This window comes from Micromonospora sp. A3M-1-15 (assembly GCF_024213425.1).
Lineage (GTDB): Bacteria > Actinomycetota > Actinomycetes > Mycobacteriales > Micromonosporaceae > Micromonospora > Micromonospora chersina.
This window is the reverse complement of record NZ_JANAVK010000003.1, coordinates 724,912-744,970: the sequence shown is the minus strand read 5'-3', so window position 1 is coordinate 744,970 and position 20,059 is coordinate 724,912. Positions and strand designations below refer to the sequence as shown.

Annotated in this window: 23 protein-coding genes and 1 pseudogene; 15 read left to right on the top strand and 9 right to left on the bottom strand. The window is 69.2% G+C overall.

Translation table 11 applies throughout. From position 1 onward, the window contains the following. Positions 1-8: 8 nt before the first annotated feature. The 4 genes from NLX85_RS18605 to NLX85_RS18590 are packed head-to-tail and all read left to right on the top strand — an operon-like array spanning position 9 to position 4,109. The gene (locus tag NLX85_RS18605) at positions 9-947 is read left to right on the top strand and encodes an amino acid ABC transporter permease (RefSeq protein WP_254336795.1); all 939 of its coding nucleotides are present in this window, start codon (positions 9-11) and stop codon (positions 945-947) included. After that, entirely contained in the window at positions 944-1,708 is a 765-nt protein-coding gene (locus NLX85_RS18600) for an amino acid ABC transporter ATP-binding protein (protein WP_305885046.1), read from the top strand. The genes NLX85_RS18605 and NLX85_RS18600 overlap by 4 nt, the downstream gene beginning before the upstream one ends. Further along, on the top strand, positions 1,708-3,330 hold the full coding sequence (locus tag NLX85_RS18595; RefSeq protein ID WP_254336793.1) for an amidohydrolase family protein: 1,623 nt from the start codon (positions 1,708-1,710) through the stop codon (positions 3,328-3,330). Before NLX85_RS18600 ends, NLX85_RS18595 begins: the two co-directional genes overlap by 1 nt. A gap of 8 nt (positions 3,331-3,338) precedes the next feature. Next, positions 3,339-4,109 (top strand): serine hydrolase, encoded by a 771-nt coding sequence (locus tag NLX85_RS18590; RefSeq protein ID WP_254336791.1) that lies wholly within the window; start codon positions 3,339-3,341, stop codon positions 4,107-4,109. Here the strand turns inward: NLX85_RS18590 and NLX85_RS18585 are convergent. Next, positions 3,992-5,005 carry a LysR family transcriptional regulator gene (locus NLX85_RS18585; RefSeq protein ID WP_254336790.1) on the bottom strand — a complete coding sequence of 338 codons (1,014 nt, stop codon included), beginning with the start codon at positions 5,003-5,005 and terminating at the stop codon, positions 3,992-3,994. The two genes, NLX85_RS18590 and NLX85_RS18585, sit on opposite strands and share 118 nt — an antisense overlap. 438 nt (positions 5,006-5,443) lie before the next feature. Between NLX85_RS18585 and NLX85_RS18580 the strand changes: the two genes are divergently transcribed. The 4 genes and pseudogenes from NLX85_RS18580 (at position 5,444) to NLX85_RS18565 (ending at position 9,653) form a co-directional block, all read left to right on the top strand. Further along, entirely contained in the window at positions 5,444-6,022 is a 579-nt protein-coding gene (locus NLX85_RS18580; protein ID WP_254337495.1) for an IS607 family transposase, read from the top strand. After that, on the top strand, positions 6,019-7,398 hold the full coding sequence (gene tnpB, locus NLX85_RS18575) for an IS607 family element RNA-guided endonuclease TnpB (RefSeq protein ID WP_254336787.1): 1,380 nt from the start codon (positions 6,019-6,021) through the stop codon (positions 7,396-7,398). Before NLX85_RS18580 ends, tnpB begins: the two co-directional genes overlap by 4 nt. Positions 7,399-7,467: 69 nt before the next feature. Further along, positions 7,468-7,893 (top strand): annotated as a pseudogene (locus NLX85_RS18570) (DUF2306 domain-containing protein); the annotation flags it as partial. A gap of 473 nt (positions 7,894-8,366) precedes the next feature. Continuing rightward, positions 8,367-9,653 (top strand): vanadium-dependent haloperoxidase, encoded by a 1,287-nt coding sequence (locus NLX85_RS18565; RefSeq protein ID WP_254336785.1) that lies wholly within the window; start codon positions 8,367-8,369, stop codon positions 9,651-9,653. A gap of 243 nt (positions 9,654-9,896) precedes the next feature. Here the strand turns inward: NLX85_RS18565 and NLX85_RS18560 are convergent, their stop codons facing one another. Continuing rightward, positions 9,897-10,307: an organic hydroperoxide resistance protein gene (locus tag NLX85_RS18560; RefSeq protein WP_254336783.1), complete on the bottom strand. Its 411-nt coding sequence runs from the start codon at positions 10,305-10,307 to the stop codon at positions 9,897-9,899. Positions 10,308-10,448: 141 nt separating this feature from the next. Here NLX85_RS18560 and NLX85_RS18555 point away from each other — a divergent pair, with 141 nt between their 5' ends. Beyond that, entirely contained in the window at positions 10,449-11,381 is a 933-nt protein-coding gene (locus tag NLX85_RS18555) for an AraC family transcriptional regulator (protein ID WP_254336782.1), read from the top strand. A 156-nt stretch (positions 11,382-11,537) separates the two neighbouring features. Here the strand turns inward: NLX85_RS18555 and NLX85_RS18550 are convergent, their stop codons facing one another. Further along, positions 11,538-11,903, bottom strand: a complete 366-nt coding sequence (locus NLX85_RS18550; RefSeq protein WP_254336779.1) for a hypothetical protein — start codon at positions 11,901-11,903, stop codon at positions 11,538-11,540. An 87-nt stretch (positions 11,904-11,990) separates the two neighbouring features. Between NLX85_RS18550 and NLX85_RS18545 the strand changes: the two genes are divergently transcribed. From NLX85_RS18545 to NLX85_RS18535, 3 genes are read left to right on the top strand one after another with little or no spacing between them, the layout of a single operon-like run. Continuing rightward, positions 11,991-12,752 carry a site-specific integrase gene (locus tag NLX85_RS18545; RefSeq protein WP_254336777.1) on the top strand — a complete coding sequence of 254 codons (762 nt, stop codon included), beginning with the start codon at positions 11,991-11,993 and terminating at the stop codon, positions 12,750-12,752. Next, the gene (locus tag NLX85_RS18540) at positions 12,731-12,907 is read left to right on the top strand and encodes a tyrosine-type recombinase/integrase (protein ID WP_254336775.1); all 177 of its coding nucleotides are present in this window, start codon (positions 12,731-12,733) and stop codon (positions 12,905-12,907) included. Before NLX85_RS18545 ends, NLX85_RS18540 begins: the two co-directional genes overlap by 22 nt. A gap of 54 nt (positions 12,908-12,961) precedes the next feature. Beyond that, positions 12,962-13,300, top strand: a complete 339-nt coding sequence (locus NLX85_RS18535; protein WP_254336773.1) for a hypothetical protein — start codon at positions 12,962-12,964, stop codon at positions 13,298-13,300. A 162-nt stretch (positions 13,301-13,462) separates the two neighbouring features. Here the strand turns inward: NLX85_RS18535 and NLX85_RS18530 are convergent, their stop codons facing one another. Further along, the gene (locus NLX85_RS18530) at positions 13,463-13,642 is read right to left on the bottom strand and encodes a hypothetical protein (protein ID WP_254336772.1); all 180 of its coding nucleotides are present in this window, start codon (positions 13,640-13,642) and stop codon (positions 13,463-13,465) included. Positions 13,643-13,717: 75 nt separating this feature from the next. After that, complete coding sequence (locus NLX85_RS18525; RefSeq protein ID WP_254336770.1) at positions 13,718-14,614, bottom strand: hypothetical protein; 897 nt, start codon at positions 14,612-14,614, stop codon at positions 13,718-13,720. Positions 14,615-14,977: 363 nt separating this feature from the next. Between NLX85_RS18525 and NLX85_RS18520 the strand changes: the two genes are divergently transcribed. The 3 genes from NLX85_RS18520 (at position 14,978) to NLX85_RS18510 (ending at position 16,630) form a co-directional block, all read left to right on the top strand. After that, on the top strand, positions 14,978-15,397 hold the full coding sequence (locus NLX85_RS18520) for a hypothetical protein (protein WP_254336768.1): 420 nt from the start codon (positions 14,978-14,980) through the stop codon (positions 15,395-15,397). A 210-nt stretch (positions 15,398-15,607) separates the two neighbouring features. Then, positions 15,608-16,075, top strand: a complete 468-nt coding sequence (locus NLX85_RS18515) for a hypothetical protein (protein ID WP_254336766.1) — start codon at positions 15,608-15,610, stop codon at positions 16,073-16,075. A 33-nt stretch (positions 16,076-16,108) separates the two neighbouring features. Then, entirely contained in the window at positions 16,109-16,630 is a 522-nt protein-coding gene (locus tag NLX85_RS18510) for a UPF0158 family protein (RefSeq protein ID WP_308210770.1), read from the top strand. A 55-nt stretch (positions 16,631-16,685) separates the two neighbouring features. On the opposite strand, the gene NLX85_RS18505 is transcribed toward NLX85_RS18510, so the two are convergent. The 4 genes from NLX85_RS18505 to NLX85_RS18490 all read right to left on the bottom strand — a co-directional run bounded on the left by NLX85_RS18505 (position 16,686) and on the right by NLX85_RS18490 (position 19,985). Continuing rightward, positions 16,686-17,792, bottom strand: coding sequence for an IS110 family transposase (locus tag NLX85_RS18505; protein ID WP_254336764.1), 1,107 nt, complete (start codon positions 17,790-17,792; stop codon positions 16,686-16,688). A 319-nt stretch (positions 17,793-18,111) separates the two neighbouring features. Continuing rightward, complete coding sequence (locus NLX85_RS18500) at positions 18,112-18,675, bottom strand: histidine phosphatase family protein (protein ID WP_254336762.1); 564 nt, start codon at positions 18,673-18,675, stop codon at positions 18,112-18,114. A gap of 158 nt (positions 18,676-18,833) precedes the next feature. Continuing rightward, positions 18,834-19,181: a hypothetical protein gene (locus NLX85_RS18495; RefSeq protein WP_254336760.1), complete on the bottom strand. Its 348-nt coding sequence runs from the start codon at positions 19,179-19,181 to the stop codon at positions 18,834-18,836. A gap of 189 nt (positions 19,182-19,370) precedes the next feature. Further along, positions 19,371-19,985 carry a hypothetical protein gene (locus NLX85_RS18490; protein ID WP_254336758.1) on the bottom strand — a complete coding sequence of 205 codons (615 nt, stop codon included), beginning with the start codon at positions 19,983-19,985 and terminating at the stop codon, positions 19,371-19,373. Positions 19,986-20,059: the final 74 nt, after the last annotated feature.

Here is a 20,059-nt window from a genome sequence, read left to right as displayed (position 1 = left end):
GCACGCCGGTGGATACGACCGCCGCGGGCCCGGCCGCGGCCGGGCCCGCGACGCCGGAGGTGAACCGGATCAGTCACCCGCTGCGGCCGGGCCGCTGGCTGGCGGCCGCGGTGACCGCCCTGGTCCTGGCCTGGCTGGCCTGGAGCATCGCGATCAACCCGAACCTGCACTGGGACATCGTCGTCAAGTACCAGTTCGACCGGGTCATCCTCGAAGGGCTCTGGGTCACCGTCCAGCTCACCGTCGCGTCCATGGCGATCGGTGTGGTGCTCGGCGTCGTCGTGGCGCTGATGCAGGTCTCCGACAGCCGCGTCCTGCGCGCCGGTGCCATGGCCTACGTGTGGTTCTTCCGCGGCACGCCGCTGCTGGTGCAGCTCATCTTCTGGTTCAACATCGCGCTGATCTTCCCCGAGATTGGGCTGGGCGTGCCGTTCGGCGGCCCGAAGCTGATGACCTGGGAGACGAACACCCTGGTCACCGGATTCGTCGCGGCGCTGCTCGGGCTCAGCATCAACGAGGGCGCCTACATGAGTGAGATCGTGCGGGCCGGCCTGCGCGCGGTCGATCCGGGCCAGCAGGAGGCCGCGGCGGCGTTGGGCATGTCCCGCACGAAGATCATGCGGCGGGTGGTGCTGCCCCAGGCGATGCGGATCATCGTCCCGCCGACCGGCAACCAGTTCATCTCCATGCTCAAGACCACCTCGCTGGTCTCGGTGATCGCCGGCGCCGACCTGCTCACCGTCGCCCAGCGGCTCTACCTGACCAACTTCGAGGTGATCGCCCTGCTGATTGTGGCGTCCCTGTGGTATCTGGTCCTGACCACCGTCGCCAGCATCGGCCAGTACTACCTGGAACGCCGGTTCAGCCGCGGCTTCGGCGCCACCGCGCCGGGGACACTGCGCGGGCGGATCGCCCGCAACCTGCGCTTCACCGGGAGCGCCCGATGACCCCGCCGATGGTGCAGTGCCGGTCCCTGCGCAAGAGCTTCGGCCGGCTGGAGGTGCTGCGCGGCATCGACCTGACCATCGACCGCGGCCGGGTCGTCTGCGTGGTCGGCCCGTCCGGCTCCGGCAAGTCCACCCTGCTGCGCTGCCTCAACCACCTCGAGGAACCGCAGGCGGGCCGCGTCTACGTCGACGGCGAACTGATCGGGTACTCCGAGAGCGGCGGCCGGCTGCGGCCACTGCCGGATGCCCGGCTGCGCCGCCAGCGCGAGTCGATCGGCATGGTCTTCCAGCGCTTCCACCTGTTCCCGCACCGCACCGCCCTGGAGAACGTGATGGAGGGCCTGGTGGCGGTGAAGGGCGTCCCCACCGCCGACGCGCGGCGGCGCGCCGCCGACCTGCTCGACCGGGTCGGGCTGGCCGACCGCGCCCACCACTACCCGGCGCAGCTGTCCGGCGGTCAGCAGCAGCGGGTGGCCATCGCCCGCTCGCTTGCCATGTCGCCGAAGCTCATGCTCTTCGACGAGCCGACCTCGGCGCTCGACCCGGAACTGGTCGGGGAGGTGCTGGAGGTGATGAAGGACCTCGCGGCGAGCGGCATGACCATGATCGTGGTGACCCACGAGATGGGCTTCGCCCGCGAGGTCGGCGACCACTTCGTCTTCATGGACGAAGGCCTCATCGTCGAGCAGGGCCCACCCCGCGAGGTGCTCGCCGCGCCGCGGCATGACCGTACCCGCGCCTTCCTGTCCAAGGTGCTCTGATGGCCCGGCTGGACCTGCTGGTCGCCGATGGAGACGTGGTCGACGGGACCGGCTCGCCGTCCCGCCCCGCCGACGTGGGCGTCCGCGACGGGCGGCTCGTGCTGCTGCCACCGGGCAGCCGTACGTCCGCCGCCGAGGTCATCGACGCGACCGGCCTGGCCGTCACACCCGGCTTCATCGACGTGCACACCCACTCCGACCTGCTCGCCGGAAACGACGAACAGCGGGAGGTGCTGCGCCGGGCGCCGCTGCTCCAAGGCGTCACCACGGAGATCTGCGGCAACTGCGGCATCAGCCCCTTCCCGGTCCCGCCCGATCGCACCGAACCGGTGCGGGAGCTGATCGCCGCGACGTTCGGGCCACCCGCGTCGGCGTACGGGTCGTTCGCCGAGTTCGCCGACGCCCAGGGCGTGGCCCGGCGCAACCACCTCGCCGCCCTTGTCGGCCATGGCACGCTGCGCGCCGCGGTGGTCGGCTTCGCCCAGCGGCGGGCCACCCCCGCGGAGATCCAGGCGATGTGCGACCTGCTCGACGAGGCGCTCGCCGCGGGCGCCGTCGGGCTGTCCACCGGCCTGATCTACTCCCCGGGCGTCAACGCCGGCACCGACGAGGTCATCGCGCTGGCCCGGGTCGCGGCCGCACACGGCAAGCCGTACGTGACCCACCTGCGTGACGAGATGTCCCAGGTCGAATCCGCACTCGAGGAGGCCATCGAGATCGCCACCGCGGCCGGGTCGGCGCTGCAGGTCTCCCACCACAAGACCGCCGGGCGGCGCGCCTGGGGCGCCACCGTCCGCACCCTCGCCCGACTCGAACAGGCGCGCGCCGACGGGCTGGACGTCACCTGCGACGTCTACCCGTACACCGCCGGCAGCACGGCCCTGCACGCGATGTTGCCGCCGTGGCTGATCGCCGACGGGGTACCGGCGATGCTCACCGCCGCCGCCGACCCGGGGGTCCGCGACCGGATCCGCCACGACCTGGTCGCCGGCGTGCCCGGCTGGGAGAACACCGTCGGCAACGGCGGCTGGGACCTGATCCGCGTGGCGTCCGCCCCGAACAACGCCGACGCGCAGGGGCAGACCATCGCCGACCTGGCCGCCGCCCGCGGTGTCGACCCCGTCGACTACGCCTGCGACCTGCTCGCCGCCGAACACGGCGACGTCACCATCCTCAGCCACTCGATGCACGAGGACGACGTACGCCGGGTGCTGGCCAGCCCGCTGACCATGCTGTGCTCCGACGGCGTACCGAAGGGGGGTCGGCCCCACCCGCGGTGGGCGGGCAGCTTCGCCCGGGTGCTCGGGCACTACGTTCGTGAGGTGGGATTGCTGGACCTGGCGGGGGCGGTGCACAAGATGACCGGGATGCCCGCGGCCCGCTTCGGCCTCCGGGGCCGCGGGCTGCTCGCCGACGGGTACGCCGCCGACCTGGTGGTCCTCGACCCGCAGACAGTCGCCGACGGCGCCACGTACGACGATCCGCTGGCGCCCCCGCACGGCGTGCGGTGCGTGCTGGTCGGTGGCCGGGTCGTCGTGGACGGCGGTGCGGTCACCGAGGCGCGGCCGGGCCGGGTGCTGGCCGTACCGGATCGGCGGCGCGCCGTGCCGGGGCCGCGATGAGCCCGGCGGTGCGGGTCGGTGCGATGGTGCGGCGGCTGGACGACGGCCGCACCGACGTGAGCGACCCCGACCTGGTCCTGCCGCTGGCCAGCGTCGGCAAGGTGCTGCTCCTCGGCGAGGTCGCCCGGCGCCTCGGCGAGCGGACCCTTGAGGCGGACCAGCCGGTCGAACTGCTCGACACCGACCGGGAGGTCGGCGGCACCGGCCTGCTCGGCCAACTGTCGCCCCGTTGGTGGACGGTCGCCGACCTCGCCACCGCGGTCGCCACGGTCAGCGACAACGCCGCCACCAACGCCCTGCTGCGGCTGGTGACCCTGGACGCCGTGCGGGATCTCGCCCGCGGCGCCGGCCTGCGGGACACCACCGTCCACGACCGGATCCGCGCCGAACGCGGCCCCGGCGTACCGGAAACCTTCGCCACCGGCACCGCCGGAGAACTCTGCGCCTTCCTCGCCGACGTGGCGCAGGGGACCTGGCACAGCCCGCAGGCCTGCGAGCTGCTGCGCGGCTGGCTCGCCGGGAACACCGACCGCACGATGGTCGCCGACTCGATCGGCCACGACCCGTGGTCGGGAGACGGCGTCCGGGTGGAGAACAAGACCGGCACCGACACCGGGGTACGCGCCGACACCGGCATCGTGTCCGGCCGGCACACCCTCGTCTACGCCGTGATCGCCGCGTTCGCCCCGGGAGAGGAGCGGGCCGCCGTCGCCGAGCTGCGCCGCTGGGGTGCGACAGTCGACCGGCTCGCCGGACCCCACCGCTCCGACAACTCCTGACTGAGCGCCGCCGCCGCGTCGCGCAGCCGCTCGACGAACCTGCCGACCACCGGGTTGGGATTGCCGGAACGCATCGCCACGCCGATCTCCCGGTACAGCCTGGCGTGGGCGAGCTGCCGCACCGCCACCCCGCCGGGGTTGCGCAGGCCGAGCGACGGCACCAGCGCCACCCCGACACCGGCCCGCACCAGGCCCAGCACCACTTCGTAATGGTCACTGCGGCAGCGGATCCGCGGCGCGAAGCCGTCCGCTCGCGCCGCCAGCTCCAGCACCGACACCTCGCCCTGCACGCCGAGCGTGGTGATCCACGGTTCGGCGGCAAGATCGGCGAGCCGCAGGCGCCGCCGGCGGGCGAGCGGATGATCCGGAGGAAGCACCACCAGCTGCGGGTCCACCATCAGCGGCTCGACCTTCGCGTACGGCGATTCCTGCGCCGGGCTCAGCGGATGGTCGAACACCACCACCAGGTCCAGCTCACCCTGATGCAGGCGGGGGAGCAGCTCGTGCGGCTGCCCCAGGATCAGCGCCAGCTCGACCTGCGGATGGTCCCGGGTGAAGCTCGACAGCGCGCGCGGCAGCAGCTCGGTGCCGGCGGTGGCGAAGAACCCGATCCGCAGCAGTCCCTGGCGGCCCTCGCCGTGTGCGGACAGCTCGTCGCGGGCGGCCGACATCAGATCGGAGATCTGCTGCGCGTAGTCCGCCAGGCGCTGGCCCGCGACCGTGAGCCGCAGGCTGCGCGGCCCCCGGTCCACCAGCGCCACCCCGGCCTCCTGCTCCAGCGCGGCGAGCTGGTGCGAGACCGCGGACGGGCTCAGCGCAAGGCGCTCCGCGGCGGCGACGATGGTGCCGTGGCGGGCGATCTCCAGGATGACCTGCAGGCGTGCGGTGTTGAACATCGGCGGGTTGCCTCCCAGGGTCAGGACCCGGCGCCGCGTTCCCAGGAAGCGGATGCCACACGGTAGCGCCTCTTGACGGTGTACGCCGTACACCCTAGCCCCAACGTGCGGGGTGTGCGCCGTACACCTCATGTGGTGGTGACGTGGGCGGCTGGCCAGTGGATGAAGGGAGCTGCCATGGCACGTTCGGCGAAGCGAGAGTGGTTGGTGCCCGCCGGCCTGATCATGCTCAGCGCCGTTCCCGTGATCGCCGGCGCCGTTCGCACCGCCGAACTCACCGGCGATGCGACGGTCGCCCCGGACAACGCCCGGTTCTTCGCCTCGCCCGTACCCGTGCTGGTGCACATCGTCGGCGCCAGCCTGTACTGCCTTCTGGCGGCCAATAACTGCTGGCTCGTCGGTGTTCAGGAGTGCCCAACAGTCAGCTATGGTGATGGTGTGAATTTGAAGGAATGGGCGGCGGCCACTGGCATCTCGTACGCGACCGCGCGGCGGCGGTACGAGTCTGGAACGCTGCCCGTTCCCGCCTACCGGCTCGGCCGGCTGATCATGGTCGGTGAACCAGTGACCGGCGCGGCCCCGGACGCCGGGCAGGTCGTGGTGTACGCCCGGGTGTCCTCGGCCGATCAGAAGCCGGATCTGGACCGGCAGGTCGCCCGGGTGACGGTGTGGGCCACGGGTCAGCGACTTGCCGTCGATCGGGTGGTGACCGAGGTCGGCTCAGCGCTCAACGGGCACGGCAAGAAGTTGCTCTCCCTGTTGCGTGACCCGGCCGTTTCGACGATCGTGGTCGAGCACCGGGACCGGTTCGCCCGGTTCGGAGCCGAGTACGTCGAGGCTGCGCTGTGCGCGCAGGGCCGCCGGCTGTTGGTCGTAGACCCGGCGGAGGTCGACGACGACCTGGTGCGTGATGTGACGGAGATCCTGACGTCGCTGTGCGCCCGCCTATACGGCCGTCGCGCCGCTGCGAAGCGTGTCCGCCGGGCGGTCGAGGCGGCCACCGAGGACCCGACGTGAGGACGTTCCAGGCGTACCGATTCGCCCTTGACCTCAACCCGGGCCAGGAACGCGCCGTGAAGGCGCACGTCGGGGCTGCGCGAGTCGCGCACAATTGGGCGCTGGCCCGGGTCAAGGCGGTCATGGACCAGCGCGCGGCGGAGCGTTCCTATGGCGTGCCCGATGAGCTGCTGACGCCGTCGCTGCCGTGGTCGCTGGCCGGGCTGCGCAAGGCGTGGAACGCCGCGAAGGCCGAGGCGGCGCCGTGGTGGGGCGAGGTGTCCAAAGAGGCGTTCAACACGGGCCTGGACGCTCTGGCCCGCGGCTTGAAGAGCTGGGCTGACTGCCGCAACGGCGGGCGGGCCGGCAGGCCGGTCGGTTTCCCCCGCTTTAAGTCGCGCCGCCGTGCCACACCTTCGGTGCGGTTCACCACCGGCGCGATCCGCGTCGAGCCCGACCGCAGGCACGTGGTGCTGCCGAGGCTGGGCCGGTTGAAGCTGCACGAATCCGCCCGTAAGCTCGCCCGCCGTGTCGACAACGGCACCGCGCGGATCATGTCCGCCACCGTGCGCCGCGACGGCGGACGGTGGCATGTCTCGTTCACCGTTGAGGTGCAGCGGGCCGAACGGCAACCGGCCCGGCCCGGCTCGGTGGTGGGTGTGGATGTCGGGATCAAGCACCTTGCGGTGTTGTCCACCGGCGAGCTGGTCGACAACCCGCGCCACCTCGTCGCCGGGCAGGCCCGACTGCGGGCGCTCGGTCGGGCCTGCGCGCGAAAGTCCGGGCCCGACCGGCGCACCGGCTGCCGGCCCTCGAACCGCTGGCAGCGTGCCTCGAACCGACTTGGGCGTGCCCACGCTCGAGTCGCGAACCTGCGCCGCGACGGGCTGCACAAGCTCACCACCAGGCTGGCACACGAACACGGCAGCATCGTTGTCGAAGACCTGAACGTCGCGGGCATGCTCCGCAACCGGCGGCTGGCCCGGCACATCGCTGATGCCGGCTTCGCCGAGATCCGCCGTCAGCTGACATACAAGACCGGGTGGAACGGCGGCCGGTTGCTCGTGGCCGACCGCTGGTACCCGTCCTCGAAAACCTGCTCGGGTTGCGGCGCGGTGAAAGCCAAGCTCGCCCTGCACGAGCGTGAGTACAAATGTGAGGCGTGCGGGCTGGTCATCGACCGTGACCACAACGCCGCACGCAACCTGGCCGCCCTGGCCGCTGAGTGCAACACCGCCGAGAGTGGCTCGGTGGCAGCACGTGGAGCCGACCAGAAGACCCGCGCACGCGGGCAGGTGGCTGTGAAGCGTGAACCCGGCACGGCATCCGCCGGCAAGACCGGGACCGCCCCACCGCAAGGCGAGGCGACCGATCGTGTGCCCACTAGAGCGCACTGAAAGGTAACGGCGTTCCAATTCGCTCCCAGCTTCCGCCGCCGCCGACCCGGCTGGCACCGCCTCGCCGGACGGGTGCTGATCCCGTGGGGGCTTGCCGCTGCCCTGTCTGGCGTGTGGATGGCGCTGTTCTATCCCCGTCCGCCGATCGACCACGTGCTGGTGACCCCGATGCGGCTCGTCTTCGGCACGGCCATGTTCTGCTGCATCGTCCTCGGCGTCGCCGCCATCCGGGGTCGGGACATCGCCGGTCACCGTGCCTGGATGGCCCGCGGCTACGCGATTGGTCTCGGTGCGGGCACCCAGGTCCTGACCCACCTGCCCTGGATGCTGCTGGCCGGCCAGCCGAACGGGATCGGCCGGGCGCTGCTGATGCTCGCCGGCTGGGTGATCAACCTGGCCGTCGTCGAATGGGCGCTGCGCAGGCGGCCGACCAGGCCGACCCGGAGCATCCCGCGCCGCGCCGGCGCTCCCGCCGGCGTTCTAGCCAGCCAGTGACGGAGGTACGCCAAGGAGGTCGCGGCGACCCAGGCCTACGGGGCGGTTCGTCGAGGGCGCTGCGGGATGGGTTGACCGGCGGCGCACGGGCTGGTCCGCCACACACCACATCGAAGGGCTCGTCGATACCGCGCAGATGCCGCGCAGACTGTGCGGTTTCGGCATCCGAGGCATAGACGCTCCGCAGGTCGGCGGAGCGCCGCTCGTCCGGTGCCACTCGCCGACGCCACATGATCTGGTGGCAGGCCGCCTCCGCGAGTCGGGCGAAGCTCAGCCTGCGACGCGACGTCGCCGCGGTGACCGGCGTCCGCAAAAGAGCCTGAAAGTTCGTCACGCTCGAGTCGGTCGAGGGACAACGAGTTGTTCACCGATAGGCCACTATGGAGGATGGGTCGCGGCTGTAGCTTCTTCGCTGGCAGCAACTCCCATGGACGGTCAGTCAGTTGGTCGGGATCGCCAACGAGGGGGCAGTCATGACAAGTCAGGTTCGCACTCGACGGAAGGTCGTGTGCGCGGTCGTCGCCGGCGTCCTCGCCGCCGGGTCGCCGGTCGCGATCGTCAGCCCGTCGGCTTCCGCGGCCGACACGAGCACGTCCGCCAACGCCGTCATCGTCTGGGACCGCAACGCGCAATCCGCGATCTGGGATGTGGCGGGCCAGCAGCCGCAGGTCCAGGCGCGCAGCTTCGCGATGGTGCACGGGGCCGTGTATGACGCGGTCAACGCCATCGCCGGACGGCAATACCAGCCGTACCTGATCGCGCCGGCCACCAACGGCCGGGAGTCGGTCGACGCGGCGGTCGGGACCGCGGCCTTCCAGGTGCTCAGTTCCCTGTTCCCGAACCAGCAGGCGCGGCTGCAGACGCAGTACGACGAGTGGCTGGCGACGATTCGCAACGGCGCCGCGAAGCGCGGGGGCATCTCCGTGGGCAGCCAGACGGCCGCCGCGATGATCGCCGCCCGGCAGAACGACGGGGCGTTCGGCAATCCGGCCTGGCCGGTTGGTACCGAGCCCGGCCAGTGGCGGCCCACCCCGCCGACCAACGCCAACGACGGGGCATGGGTGGGGACGCTCAAGCCGTTCCTCATCCCCAGCGCGTCGATGTTCCGCTCATCCGGCCCGCCCGCTCTCACCAGCGAGCAGTACGCCCGGGACTTCAACGAGGTCAAGGCGATCGGCGCGGTCAACAGTCCGATCCGGACCGCGGACCAGACTCAGGCGGCGATCTGGTGGCACGATCGGCACCTGGGCGAGTGGGAGATCAAGCGCCAGCTCGCCATGACGCAACGGCTGAACACGCTGCAGACGGCGCGGATGTTCGCGATGGTCGACCTCGCGGAAGCCGATGCCACGACCGCCTGTTACAACGAGAAGGCCGCCTGGATGTTCTGGCGGCCGGTCACCGCCATCCAACTGGCCGACACCGACGGCAACCCGGCCACCGAGGCCGACCCCAACTGGATGCCGCTTCTCGTCACGCCGCCGCACCCCGACTTCACATCCGGGCACACGTGCTTCACGGCGGCGAGCATGCTGGCGCTGAAGCACTTCTTCGGCCGGGACGACATCCCGTTCAGCGCCTACAGCGAAGCCTCGGGCACCACTCGGTACTTCAGCAGCTTCTCTGCGGCCATCGCCGAGGTCATCGAGGCCCGCATCTGGGGCGGCATCCACACCCGCACGGCCGACGTCGAGGGCGCGAAGATCGGCGCCAAGGTCACCGCATACATGATTGAGCGCTACTTCCGCCCGCGACGGTGACGCGCCGGGCCCCACGCCTGAAGGCTGTACAGGCAGCCATACAGCCAAGACCATCGGCTGACGCCGACGCCACCCGACAACGGATTCCTGCCTTGACCTGGCCCACCAGGTCCTTGTCGGTCATGATGTTCGTCCTTCCAAGATGGTGCCGGACGGCTTAGACATGGGCGACGGGGAAAGACGACGCCACCTGGATCGCGTACTCCGGCGGTCGCGGTCCAGGTGGCGGTCTGCGGGCGTCGGTTACTCGGTGAGCAGCTCGACTGGGATGTTGCCGCGGGTGGCGTTGGAGTACGGGCATACCTGGTGGGTCGCCTCGATGAGCTCGCGACCGACTTCCCGAGGCAGGCTCTCCGGCAGCTTCGTCCGGAGGGCAACTTCGAGCTGGAAGCCGCCCTGGCCGTTGGGGACGAGGCCGACCTCGGCGGTGACGGACATGCCCGAGACGTCGATCTTTTTCTTCCGCGCCACCATCTGCATGGAGGTGGCGAAACAGGCCGCATAGCCCGCCGCAAAGAGTTGCTCGGGGTTGGTGCCGTCACCGGTGCCGCCCAACTCCTTCTGGAGGGCCAGCTCAACGTTCAACTTGCCGTCCGAACTGAAGGCGCGGCCGTCGCGGCCGGTCGCGGTCGCGGTCGCGGTGTACTGGCTCATGTCCTGCCCTTCTGGTAGACCGATCAGTCATCTGTTTGACGCACTCAGCGTAAGGAGGTCAGGAGCCGCTCCCCATGGCTCACCGTCTCCGCTTCATATCTGATCGTCTTGCCCGATGGCACCCCGCGATACGATCTGGCGGTGGACGTGCTCAGCGATGCAATCGGTGTCATGCGTACAGGGCGCCCGCATTCCACTGAGATCCGTAAGCAAGCTCCGTGGGGAGTGCGGGCCGAGCCGTTCTCCGGGGCCGGCTTCCATGTGGTGCTGGAAGGGACGTGCTGGCTGATCCCGCCGAAGGGCGACGCGATCGCCCTGAGCGTGGGCGATGTGGTGTGCCTGCCGCACGGTTGCGGGCACGCTCTGGCTGACAGCCAGTCGACGCCCCTGACGGGCGCACCCTCGGCCTCTCTGCCGGAGATAGCGCCGAGCGCCGACGACGGCGGGAAGGCCACGACGATCCTGCTTTGCGGCGCGTACACGCTCGACCAGACCCGGCCACATCCACTGTTCGAGGAACTGCCCGAGGTCATCCATCTGCCGGCACGTCTCGGCCACCGCACGCCGCTATATGCTGCCGTCAACCTGCTCGGCGACGAGATCGCCAACCCCGACCAAGGAACTGAAGCGGTCGTGTCGGCCCTGCTGGACATCATGCTGCTCTACATCCTGCGGGCCTGGCTCGACGAGCAGAGCGACGACGGCCCCGCCACCGGGTGGGCCGCGACGCTAAACGACCCGGCGATCACCGCAGCGCTGCGCCACATCCACCAGGAACCCGCCGGGCAGTGGACGGTCGAATCGCTGGGCGCGAAGGCCGGACTGTCGCGGGCGGCCTTTTCCCGCCGGTTCACCTCGCTGGTCGGCAAACCACCGCTGGGCTACCTGACCTGGTGGCGGATGACTCTGGCGGCGCAACTGCTGCGCGACACCGACAAACCGGTACAGGCCGTCGGGCAGTGCACCGGCTACACCTCCGAATTCGCGTTCGCCAAAGCGTTCAAACGAGAGTACGGCTTGGCCCCCGGTCGGTACCGCCAGCAGTCGCGGAGGAGTCCGGTCAGCACGCCGTGATGACACGGCCTCCTGTTGGACGCCATCCTCATCTGGCGCGACTCGCGCGTTACGCAGCGTCACGCAGAGCGGGCCTGGTTGCCGTCCGGACATGCCGAGAGGCGTGCGTCGGATCGACGGCTGCAGCGGGCTTCGCAGGCACATCTCTGTAGTGGCCTACTCGCCGAGCCAGGACAGGTCCGGAGCGGGCAACTCATCCAAGCGTCCCTCGCGGATCTGCCACATCTCCGCTCCCTCGCGCTGGTCTGCCGTGACAAGGAACAAGCCCCGCGGCAGGTCGTTATCGTCGTCAACCGGCGGCATCACCGCTAGCTGTTCGACCTGGTCACGTAGCCACCGCAAGTCGCTTTGCCGGATATCACCGCCGTAGAACAGGTACAGGCTCCAGTTGAACGGTGCCGACGGGAATGCCCAACCGCCCGAGTACAGCTTGTGGCGGTTCCGTTCGATTATCTGCTCAGCGGCGGGGCGCTGTTTGAAGTCGATCTCGATCCAACCCCGGACCGACGCGTACATCCCCATGGTCTGCACTATAGGAACGACGCCGTATCCGCATCTGCCGCTCCGGGCGTGCTGGCGTTCATCGTCGCTGGTGACGCACGGTGATGTATGGCTGCCTTTCCTGCTCCCGCTTCCGGTGTCGTACCTACCGATCAGCTCGTTCTATGCGCCGCGGCGTCTGCCTTCCTGGGCCGCTACCGTGGCCGGACTCGCGTTCATACCGAGTCTGACCTGCGAGTCTTCCTACGCTGGTGCACCGACCAGGACCTCGACCCGCTGGCTGCGGCACGGGTGGACGTCGAGCGGTATGTGCGCTGGCTGCAGGACGTACGCCGGTACCAGCCCTCGACGGTCTCGCGGCGCCTGTCCGTCGTGGTCGGGTTCTATCGGGTCTGCGTCATCGACGCGATCCTGGACCACTCGCCGGCCGACTACGTCCGCCGGCCGACGGTGCCGGCCGAGTCGCCGACCCTCGGGCTGGGTCACCTGCAGTTCGAGGCACTGATCACCACCGCCCGGCTGTCGACCAACCCGAACGACTTCGCCCTGGTCGTCCTTCTGGGCCTGCTCGGTCTGCGGATCTTCGAAGCCTGCGGGGCCAGCATCGCCGACCTGGGCGAGGAGCACGGCCACCGGGTACTGCGCGTGGGCGGCAAGGGTGGCAAGGTCGTGCTCGTTCCGCTCCCACCCGCGGTGGCCCGATCCATCGACAGGGCCGTCGACGACCGCACCAGCGGGCCGATCCTGCGCAACACCCTCGGCGGGCGGATGGACCGGCACGCCGCCACCCGCCGGCTCAGCACCTGGCCCAAGCCGCAGGGATCCGGATGCCGAGGATGCATCCGCACATGCTGCGCCACACGTTCGTGACAACCATGCTCGACGCCGGCGTCAGCCTGCGCGACGTGCAGATCGCCGCCCGCCACGCCGACCCGCGAACCACCATGCGCTACGACCGAGCCCGCAAGAACCTCGACCGGCACCCCAACTACATCCTGGCCGCATACATGGCCTCCGGGACATAGCCAGCCGCTCACGGCTTTACCGAGAGCAGTGCGTCTACAGTCGGTACCTGGTCGATGATCGGAGTGCCGGTTCGCATGACAGAACGACTGGCGGCAGTCGCCGAACTCTGGGAGGCGCACACGCAGGCCCCGTTTCCTGGCCGACTGAGAAGTCTTGACGCGGCCGGCGTCAGCACGGTGCTGCTCGATTCCAATGTGGCCGGTTGCGTCAGTAACTGGCTGCATCGAGGCGGAAACATCGATGACGGGCGGTGGGACATCCTTGCGGCATGCGAGCAGGAACTCCTCCGTGTCATCCCGGAGTTGGACGACGATGAGGCCGCGTACTACCAGCGACTGTTGGACATGACGGTATTGGTCCTCAAAGCGCCGGACGACTCATCGCCCAGCTGAGCGGTGTTCACTCGCTCGCCGCGATCCGATCGCTACGAGGTGTGACGGCTCTACCGCCGGCGGCTCGGCCATGCCGCAGACAGCGAACGCGCGGAACTGCCGATGAGCGCGCACTGGATCATGGGCGTTGAAGTATCCCGGCTTTCCGACGTCCGCGGGCCGTCAGCCGTTGAACGTGCTCCAGGCGGTGGTCCAATCGCGAGTGGCGCGCAGGCTTGCCCGTTGACGGGCGCCGACGAACACGTGGGTGCCGCCGTGCAACCCGGCGGTGAGAGCGACGAGCCCGGGCGCGACGTAGAGATGCGTCGGGTCGGCGGGCACGGCCAGCGGCTGCAGCGGCACAGCGATGAGGTGTCGAGTGAAGCGTTCGAGCTGCTGGTTGTCGAGGACGGCGCGCCCGGTGACGCGGCGCCGGTGTCAGCGGCCCCGCAGCTTGTCCCACACTGTCCGTCTGGGCTGTGGTTGCGCCGAGGGCAGCACGTCTTCGGCAAGCATCCGCCGGGCCGCGTCGCGCGTGGCGGCGGACAGGTCCGGAGTCACGCACACAAGCTGCGCCAGCGACGTCGCGATGAGCACGGGCCGGGTCTGTTGCGCCGTAAACGCTTTCTCGAAGCGCTCGGCCACCAGCGCGGCGACACCGGCCCGTTGCGACGGGTCCGTCCACGCCGAGGCCACCAGCGCGTAGACGGCCGCCTCGGTGGTCCAGTCCTCGACGCCGAAGACGATGTCGGCCAGCAGCCCCGTTTCACCCCGGTGCAGCAGGCCAAGGCAGCACCACGCCTGTACGGTCCGCTCCCACACGGACATCCGTGTGCGCACCGGCGACTGCGGCGGGTGGACGAGCAAAGACAACAATTCTTTGACGGGTACCTCGCGCAGCCGCGCCGCCGCATGCAGGGTGACCGCAGGCGGGCCCCAGGACCGTTGCGCGGCCAGCTCCGTCACCACCCCTGCGGCGTCCGGGTCGGGCGGGGGCAGGGCCGCGGTCTCCCGGGTAACGTCGTAATGCCACAGCACGGCGCCGCCTGGACGCAAGGGTTGGCGCGGATCGGGTTCGCCTGGGCGGGCCATCGCGATCACGATGCCCGGGCAGCGTCGCCGTACCAGGGCGATCGCGCTCGGCGGCTCCATCGCGGAGATCCCGATCTCCGTCGCCATCTGCTGGGGATTGAGTCCGGCGACGGCGTTGATGCTCGACGCCTTGCCGGCAGGCACAAAGCCTAGCCACGCAATGTCGCGGGCCTCCTCAAAATAACCGGCATTGACGCGCTCCATCAGCTGGCCGAGGTCACGTGCGCCATGATCAGCAGGCATGCGGGTCAGCCTAGACCGCCACCGCCGGCGACGCTGCCCGAGCGGTCCGGCCCGCGTCTCGCGACTGTGAAACATGTTCACCGATTTGGCCGTGCTCGCGGTAACGATGTCGCTACGGTGCTGATGAGGGCCGCGCCGAAAGGGCTCGTGACAGTCAAGCCGTTCCAGGGCAAGATCAGTCTCGATGTCCGCGACTCGCTACCGGACTGGACAGCGCTGCGCCTATCTGGTTTCCACCCCGCCGTCACCATCCTCGGCCACCCTCATTTGCCGCAGACCGGGCGTCACTGTACGTGACGCACAGCGCAGGGATGCTACCTGAGGATGCTCTCTCCCTACGCCGGCTCACTGTATAAACGGACCGTGGTTGAACTGGCCGCCGCCTCAGCTATGGCCCAGCGGGAGAGCCTGGCGGGACGCGTGCGTGATGAGCTGGCCTCAGCCGGCCTGCCGATCGTGGCCGCCGACATGAGTCCGCATCTACGACAGTCCGGCGCGGAGGTGAGGGTCGACAAACTTGCGGACTGCCATGCCCCGGTACGCGTCGAGTGGCGCACCGACCGCACGCTACAAGAAATGTTCCAGCGAGTAGCCATGGCGGAAGAGGTCGATGCCCCCGTCTTCCGCCATTACCAAGTGGTTGTCGAGGCCATGCTCCGGACCATGACCGAGATCCTGACCGCGGCGGGCTTCACCGTGCGTGACAGCATCAATGACTTCGCACCGTTGACCCTCGAAATCCTCGACGGCCCGCGCGGCGCTTCTCCATGGTCTCCGCCCTAGCAGATCACGCTCGGCACCAGCGTGGGCGCGACCCACTCGCAAGGTCAGGTGTACTGATCTGCCGCGGTCCGCAGGCTACGCAGCGTCACGCCGAGCTGGCCCACTGGCTTCCGGACGAGCCAGAGTGAGTGTGCTGGCTTGCGGGCCCAGCGAGCCGCAGGTGCGGGATACGATCTCGCGGATTCACCGGGATTTGAGGAGCCGCACGTCGTGGATGCCGTTGAGTTCTGTCCGGGCGATCATGTGTTGGTTTCCTGCGAACCGCATCGTGCCGAGGTGGTGGGGGCTGACCGGTGCTATGTCTACGTGCGCTGGCCATGGCGCCGGCCGGATCCCGAGTCGGCGTTCTGCTGGGATGGGACGCGTGCGTTCGCCCGCGACCCGGAGCACCGTGACTTCGACCAGCTCTGGCGGCTTGACCCGCCGCCCACCGAGCTGCAAGAGGGTGATTTCTGCCAGGTCTTGATCCCGCCTACCGAGGTCGTCGTCACGTGGGCCGTGCACTTCGATCCGCCGAAGGATACGGGCTGGCTTCCCCGTCCTACCGGGGCGCTGAACGTTGTTCCGGTCTTCGGAGAGTGGCATCCAGATGGAGAAGACGGAGAAGAGTCCGGGGAGGGTTTGTACCTCAACGACGCTGAGCCGCTGGAAATCGAGCGCCTGGGCCAGCTGCCATGAGAGTTCGCGCCTAACCAGCCGGCGCGCACGGATCTGCCGCTGGTCGCGGGTCGCGGCGCGGAAGAGCGGGTCTATGGTGGCCGGACGCTTGACCTGAGCAGGCTAGACCTGGAGGCGATCGCCACCGCGCTCGAGGACCAGACCGACTACGAGCACCGATGGCTGATCAACCCGCAGACCGGCGAGATCGTGTTCTGGACAACGGACGGCGGCATCGACGGACACACGCCCGTCGACCTTGACGATCTCGACCTGGTGGGCATCGACCCGCTGCCGTCCTACGTCTGGTCCCAGGACATGGCCGACTTCGCCGACCGGATCAGTGACGCGGCGGCCGGCCGCAGACTCGCGCGAGCGATCCAGGGAAAGGGGGCCTTCCGCCGGTTCAAGAACGAGTTGCACGACGAGTATCCGCACCTGCTGCCGACATGGCACGCCTTCCGCGACGTGCGCGCAAAGCGGCGGGTGGTTGAATGGCTGGTCGACAACTCGCTGGTCGACGACGAAACGGGCGAGCGTTTCGTGGCCGAGCACCCAGATCCCGACCTTCCCTGAGCTGGCGCGTGCGACTTCCCAGACGACGAACGCACGCATCTGGCTCCCCTCTGTGTCAAGACACCGCCGGGAGGAGAGCTCTATCCTGGGCCTCGGCGGGTCCGGGAAGTGACTTCTCCGAAGAGCCGGCTGGGGGATGGAAGTCGGTCACGCTGGAGCCAGTTGCCGTTCCCCGGTGTCCTCCCGGGCCCGCCGCCGTGGCCACCGCGTCGCTGATCATGCACCGGTAGACGATGTCGGACAGGCGTCGTTTCAGGGCGCGCATCGCCTCCATCGATGTCTTGCCCGAGGTCTTCTTCCGGTCGAAGTAGGCGCGGCCTTCGGTGGGGTTACGCAACTGGACGGTGGCCATGATGTGCAGCACCCGGTTGATCTGCCGGTTCCCGGCACGGGAGAGCCGGTGCCGCACCTGGTCGCCAGAAGAGGCGTCGATGGGGGCAGTGCCGTTCCAGAAGGCGAAGTGGGCCCGGTTCGGGAACCGGGTGATGTCACCGACCTCGACCAGCAGCCGGGCGGCGCCGGAGGGTCCGATGCCGTGCAGGTCCATCAGCGTGGTGCCGGTGGAGGCGACCAGTTCGGTCAGTTCCTTGTCGGCTTGCTTGGAGCGTTGGTAGACCCGTTCGAGGTCGCTGATCAGCTCCGCGGCGACCCGCCGGCGGGCCTCGCCGACCGCGTCGCGGGGTCTGACCGTGGCCAGCAGTGCCTTGGCCTGGGCGGCGGACAGGTTCTTCTTCGCCCCGCCGGGAATCAGTTCCAACAGCAGCTGGTGCAGCTGGGAAACCATCCGGGTGTGGTCCTCGCCGAGCGAGCGGCGCCGGTCGACCATAATTCGCAGCAGGGCCAGCTGCTCATCGTTGACCACCGGGCGCAGCCCGACCATGCGGGTGCCGACAAGCGCGATGGAGTGGGCGTCGGTGGCGTCGGTCTTGCGGCCCTGCCCGGTAGCGAACACCCGCGCCCGGGCGGACAACTTCGGTGGCACGTCGACGACCTGCTCGCCGTCGGCCAGCAGCCGGTTGGCGATATGCCGGCCGATGCCCTGGCAGCCCTCGATCGCCCAGACCCGGTTCGCCCACTGCCTGGCGTACTTCCTCATCGCCGCGTAGCCGTCTCGCCCGGTGTCGAACCGGCCACCGCCGACGACGGTCGCATCGCCGGCCATGACCTCGATCGTGGCAGAGCGCTTGTGCGGGTCCATACCGACGACCACACGATCCGACGTGCCACTCAACGCGTCCTCCGATGCTCGATCCACCTGAGTTGTCGAGCCGGCAGGGCAACGCTACTTCGAGCCGAGCAAACCCCTCTTGAGCCTCTCCCCGCCCCGGGCGACGCCCGGGACTGCGCAGGCCAAATGAGAGCCACACAACCAATGTGGGCAGCCGATGTGAGAGCGACAGCCCGGGCGCCTCGACCGAAGCCTGGCCGGGCCACGGTCATAGGTCAATGAAACAAGTAGCCGATGAGCGGATGCCACACAGTTACAGGTGCCCCGTGTCGTTGAAGCTGACCAAGGTAGGTGGCCGGTCGGAATCCCACTGCACGATGGTGATCGCGCAGTTGGCCTGGTTGAGGCCGATCCACCGCCACTCCGGGGCGTCCAGCATGTGGCGGACGAACCACCCGATGACGAAGTTGTGCGTGATCAGCAGTTCGTGCCGGTCGGTGTCGCCGGCGAGACCGAAGTGTGTGACGGCAGCTTGCAGGGCCGTAGCGTCTTCGTCGCGTTCGTCGTCGGGTACGCCGTCGAGCCAGGCATGCCACCGGTCCGGGTATCGGCCGCGTTGCGCGGCGGAGGGCACCGGGGTTCGGTCTGCTACAAAGTCGCAGTCGTGTCGCGGCACCTGTGGGAGATGGCCGGCGATGATGTCGGCGGTCTGGGCTGCCCGGGCCAACGGGCTGTGGTGGATCGCCGAGAAAGGCACTGTACGCAGCCGCCGGCCCAGCTGGTCCGCCTGCTCGCGACCGAGTTGCGAAAGGCCTCCGTCCGAAGCCGCTGGATCCTGTTCGCCGTGGCGGATGAGGTACAGCTGTGTACGAGCCATCGTGGGCCACCCTCCGGGTCCTTGTGCGACGAAGGGCACGATAGATCACGGAGGCACGGACGATGGGCCCGAGAACACGGCCAGGTGCACTCTTCTGCTGCCACCCGTGCGGGGCACCCATCCTGAACCATCATCCCTAGTGCATACCCCAGGGGGCTTCAGTCCAGACCCTCGCATCGGACGCCGACGCTTGCGATCTCCCCGCTGCGAACGAGTTCTCGGATCGCTGTGGTCATGGCTGGCACGCCCGGTTCCGGCACGATCAGCTGGTCAACGGCCCAGAAGTAACTGCCGTTCGCGACTTCACCGGTCTCCTTCCATCTCGTAAGCAGGCGGCGGACTTCCTCGACGGTGAAGATGGTCAACGCCCAACTGGAGCCGTCAGGAAGATCGACGAAGGCATCTACATTGGCTACGGACTCCTCGGTGTCCGTGCTGGGATTGAGAAGGAACCGTGCCACGAAGGTTGGTTCCGCGATAGTCGTGTACGGGTCGATGGTGCCCATGAGCGCCCATCATGCCGCACGTGCACGAGCAGATCGTGGTCCTGCCCGACATCCGCTTCTGCCGCCGACCGCGCGCCCACCCAGCCGCTACCACCCGACTCTGCCGATGTGCGTGCACTCACGACATGAACTGCCGCTCCCACCACGGCCACGCTTCCGGCAGATCTGGAGCCGAGGACGTCCGTCACGTCAGCGGCCTCCTGGGCGGACGGGCGACCATACTGCTTCCAGGCCATGGTCGCTGGCGTAGTGCACGTACGGCCGCAACTCGGGAGCGTGCTCCAGGTCGCGACGCAGCGCGCGCAGATGAGCTGACCTCGCCGCCAGGAACGGTTGGGCGGCGAGCAGTCCCCGAAAGTCCCCGAACCGCCAACCCACACCCAGCAGCTCCCTGACTCGTACCAGCAGCTGAACGGCATCGACCGGAACGTTGTCTACATAGACGTCGGCTGTTTGCGGCAGCTCCGGCTCCGGGTCGGGTGGCAGGGCGAAGCCGGAATGCAGCCACACCTCGAACACGGGAGCAACAACATCGAGGTCGACTTCGCCCAGACCACCCAGGTCGGCCCGGAACACCGGGCCGCCGCCACCGTCGCACCTGAGGAACAATCCGCGATCGCCTTCTTGGCCGATCATGAGATAGCCCGCGAGCCAATCGCCGATCCCGTAGGTCGTGTGGCGCTCCAGCAGGGATTCCAGGCAGAACATGACCACCCCGTCGGCGACGACGTCATCAGTAATCGACGCCAACCACCGCTGATAGACGGCATCCGTCCGGGAAAGAAGCTGCTCGACCATCTCCACCGCCGGCTCCTACCCGTCGTCAGCCAGCGTGGGCACGCCTGCTCCGGCTGGCCCAACCCGACACCCCGGAAGCC

Coding starts and splice junctions, on each gene's coding strand:
- NLX85_RS18595 (WP_254336793.1), top strand. CDS start 1,708: ATGGCCCGGCTGGACCTGCTGGTCGCCGATGGAGACGTGGTCGACGGG.
- NLX85_RS18600 (WP_305885046.1), top strand. CDS start 944: ATGACCCCGCCGATGGTGCAGTGCCGGTCCCTGCGCAAGAGCTTCGGC.
- NLX85_RS18560 (WP_254336783.1), bottom strand. CDS start 10,307: ATGAGCCAGTACACCGCGACCGCGACCGCGACCGGCCGCGACGGCCGC.
- NLX85_RS18565 (WP_254336785.1), top strand. CDS start 8,367: ATGACAAGTCAGGTTCGCACTCGACGGAAGGTCGTGTGCGCGGTCGTC.
- NLX85_RS18495 (WP_254336760.1), bottom strand. CDS start 19,181: ATGGGCACCATCGACCCGTACACGACTATCGCGGAACCAACCTTCGTG.
- NLX85_RS18585 (WP_254336790.1), bottom strand. CDS start 5,005: ATGTTCAACACCGCACGCCTGCAGGTCATCCTGGAGATCGCCCGCCAC.
- NLX85_RS18525 (WP_254336770.1), bottom strand. CDS start 14,614: ATGCCTGCTGATCATGGCGCACGTGACCTCGGCCAGCTGATGGAGCGC.
- NLX85_RS18500 (WP_254336762.1), bottom strand. CDS start 18,675: ATGGCTCGTACACAGCTGTACCTCATCCGCCACGGCGAACAGGATCCA.
- NLX85_RS18505 (WP_254336764.1), bottom strand. CDS start 17,792: ATGGCCGGCGATGCGACCGTCGTCGGCGGTGGCCGGTTCGACACCGGG.
- NLX85_RS18550 (WP_254336779.1), bottom strand. CDS start 11,903: ATGGGGATGTACGCGTCGGTCCGGGGTTGGATCGAGATCGACTTCAAA.
- NLX85_RS18540 (WP_254336775.1), top strand. CDS start 12,731: ATGCTGCGCCACACGTTCGTGACAACCATGCTCGACGCCGGCGTCAGC.
- NLX85_RS18535 (WP_254336773.1), top strand. CDS start 12,962: ATGATCGGAGTGCCGGTTCGCATGACAGAACGACTGGCGGCAGTCGCC.
- NLX85_RS18545 (WP_254336777.1), top strand. CDS start 11,991: ATGGCTGCCTTTCCTGCTCCCGCTTCCGGTGTCGTACCTACCGATCAG.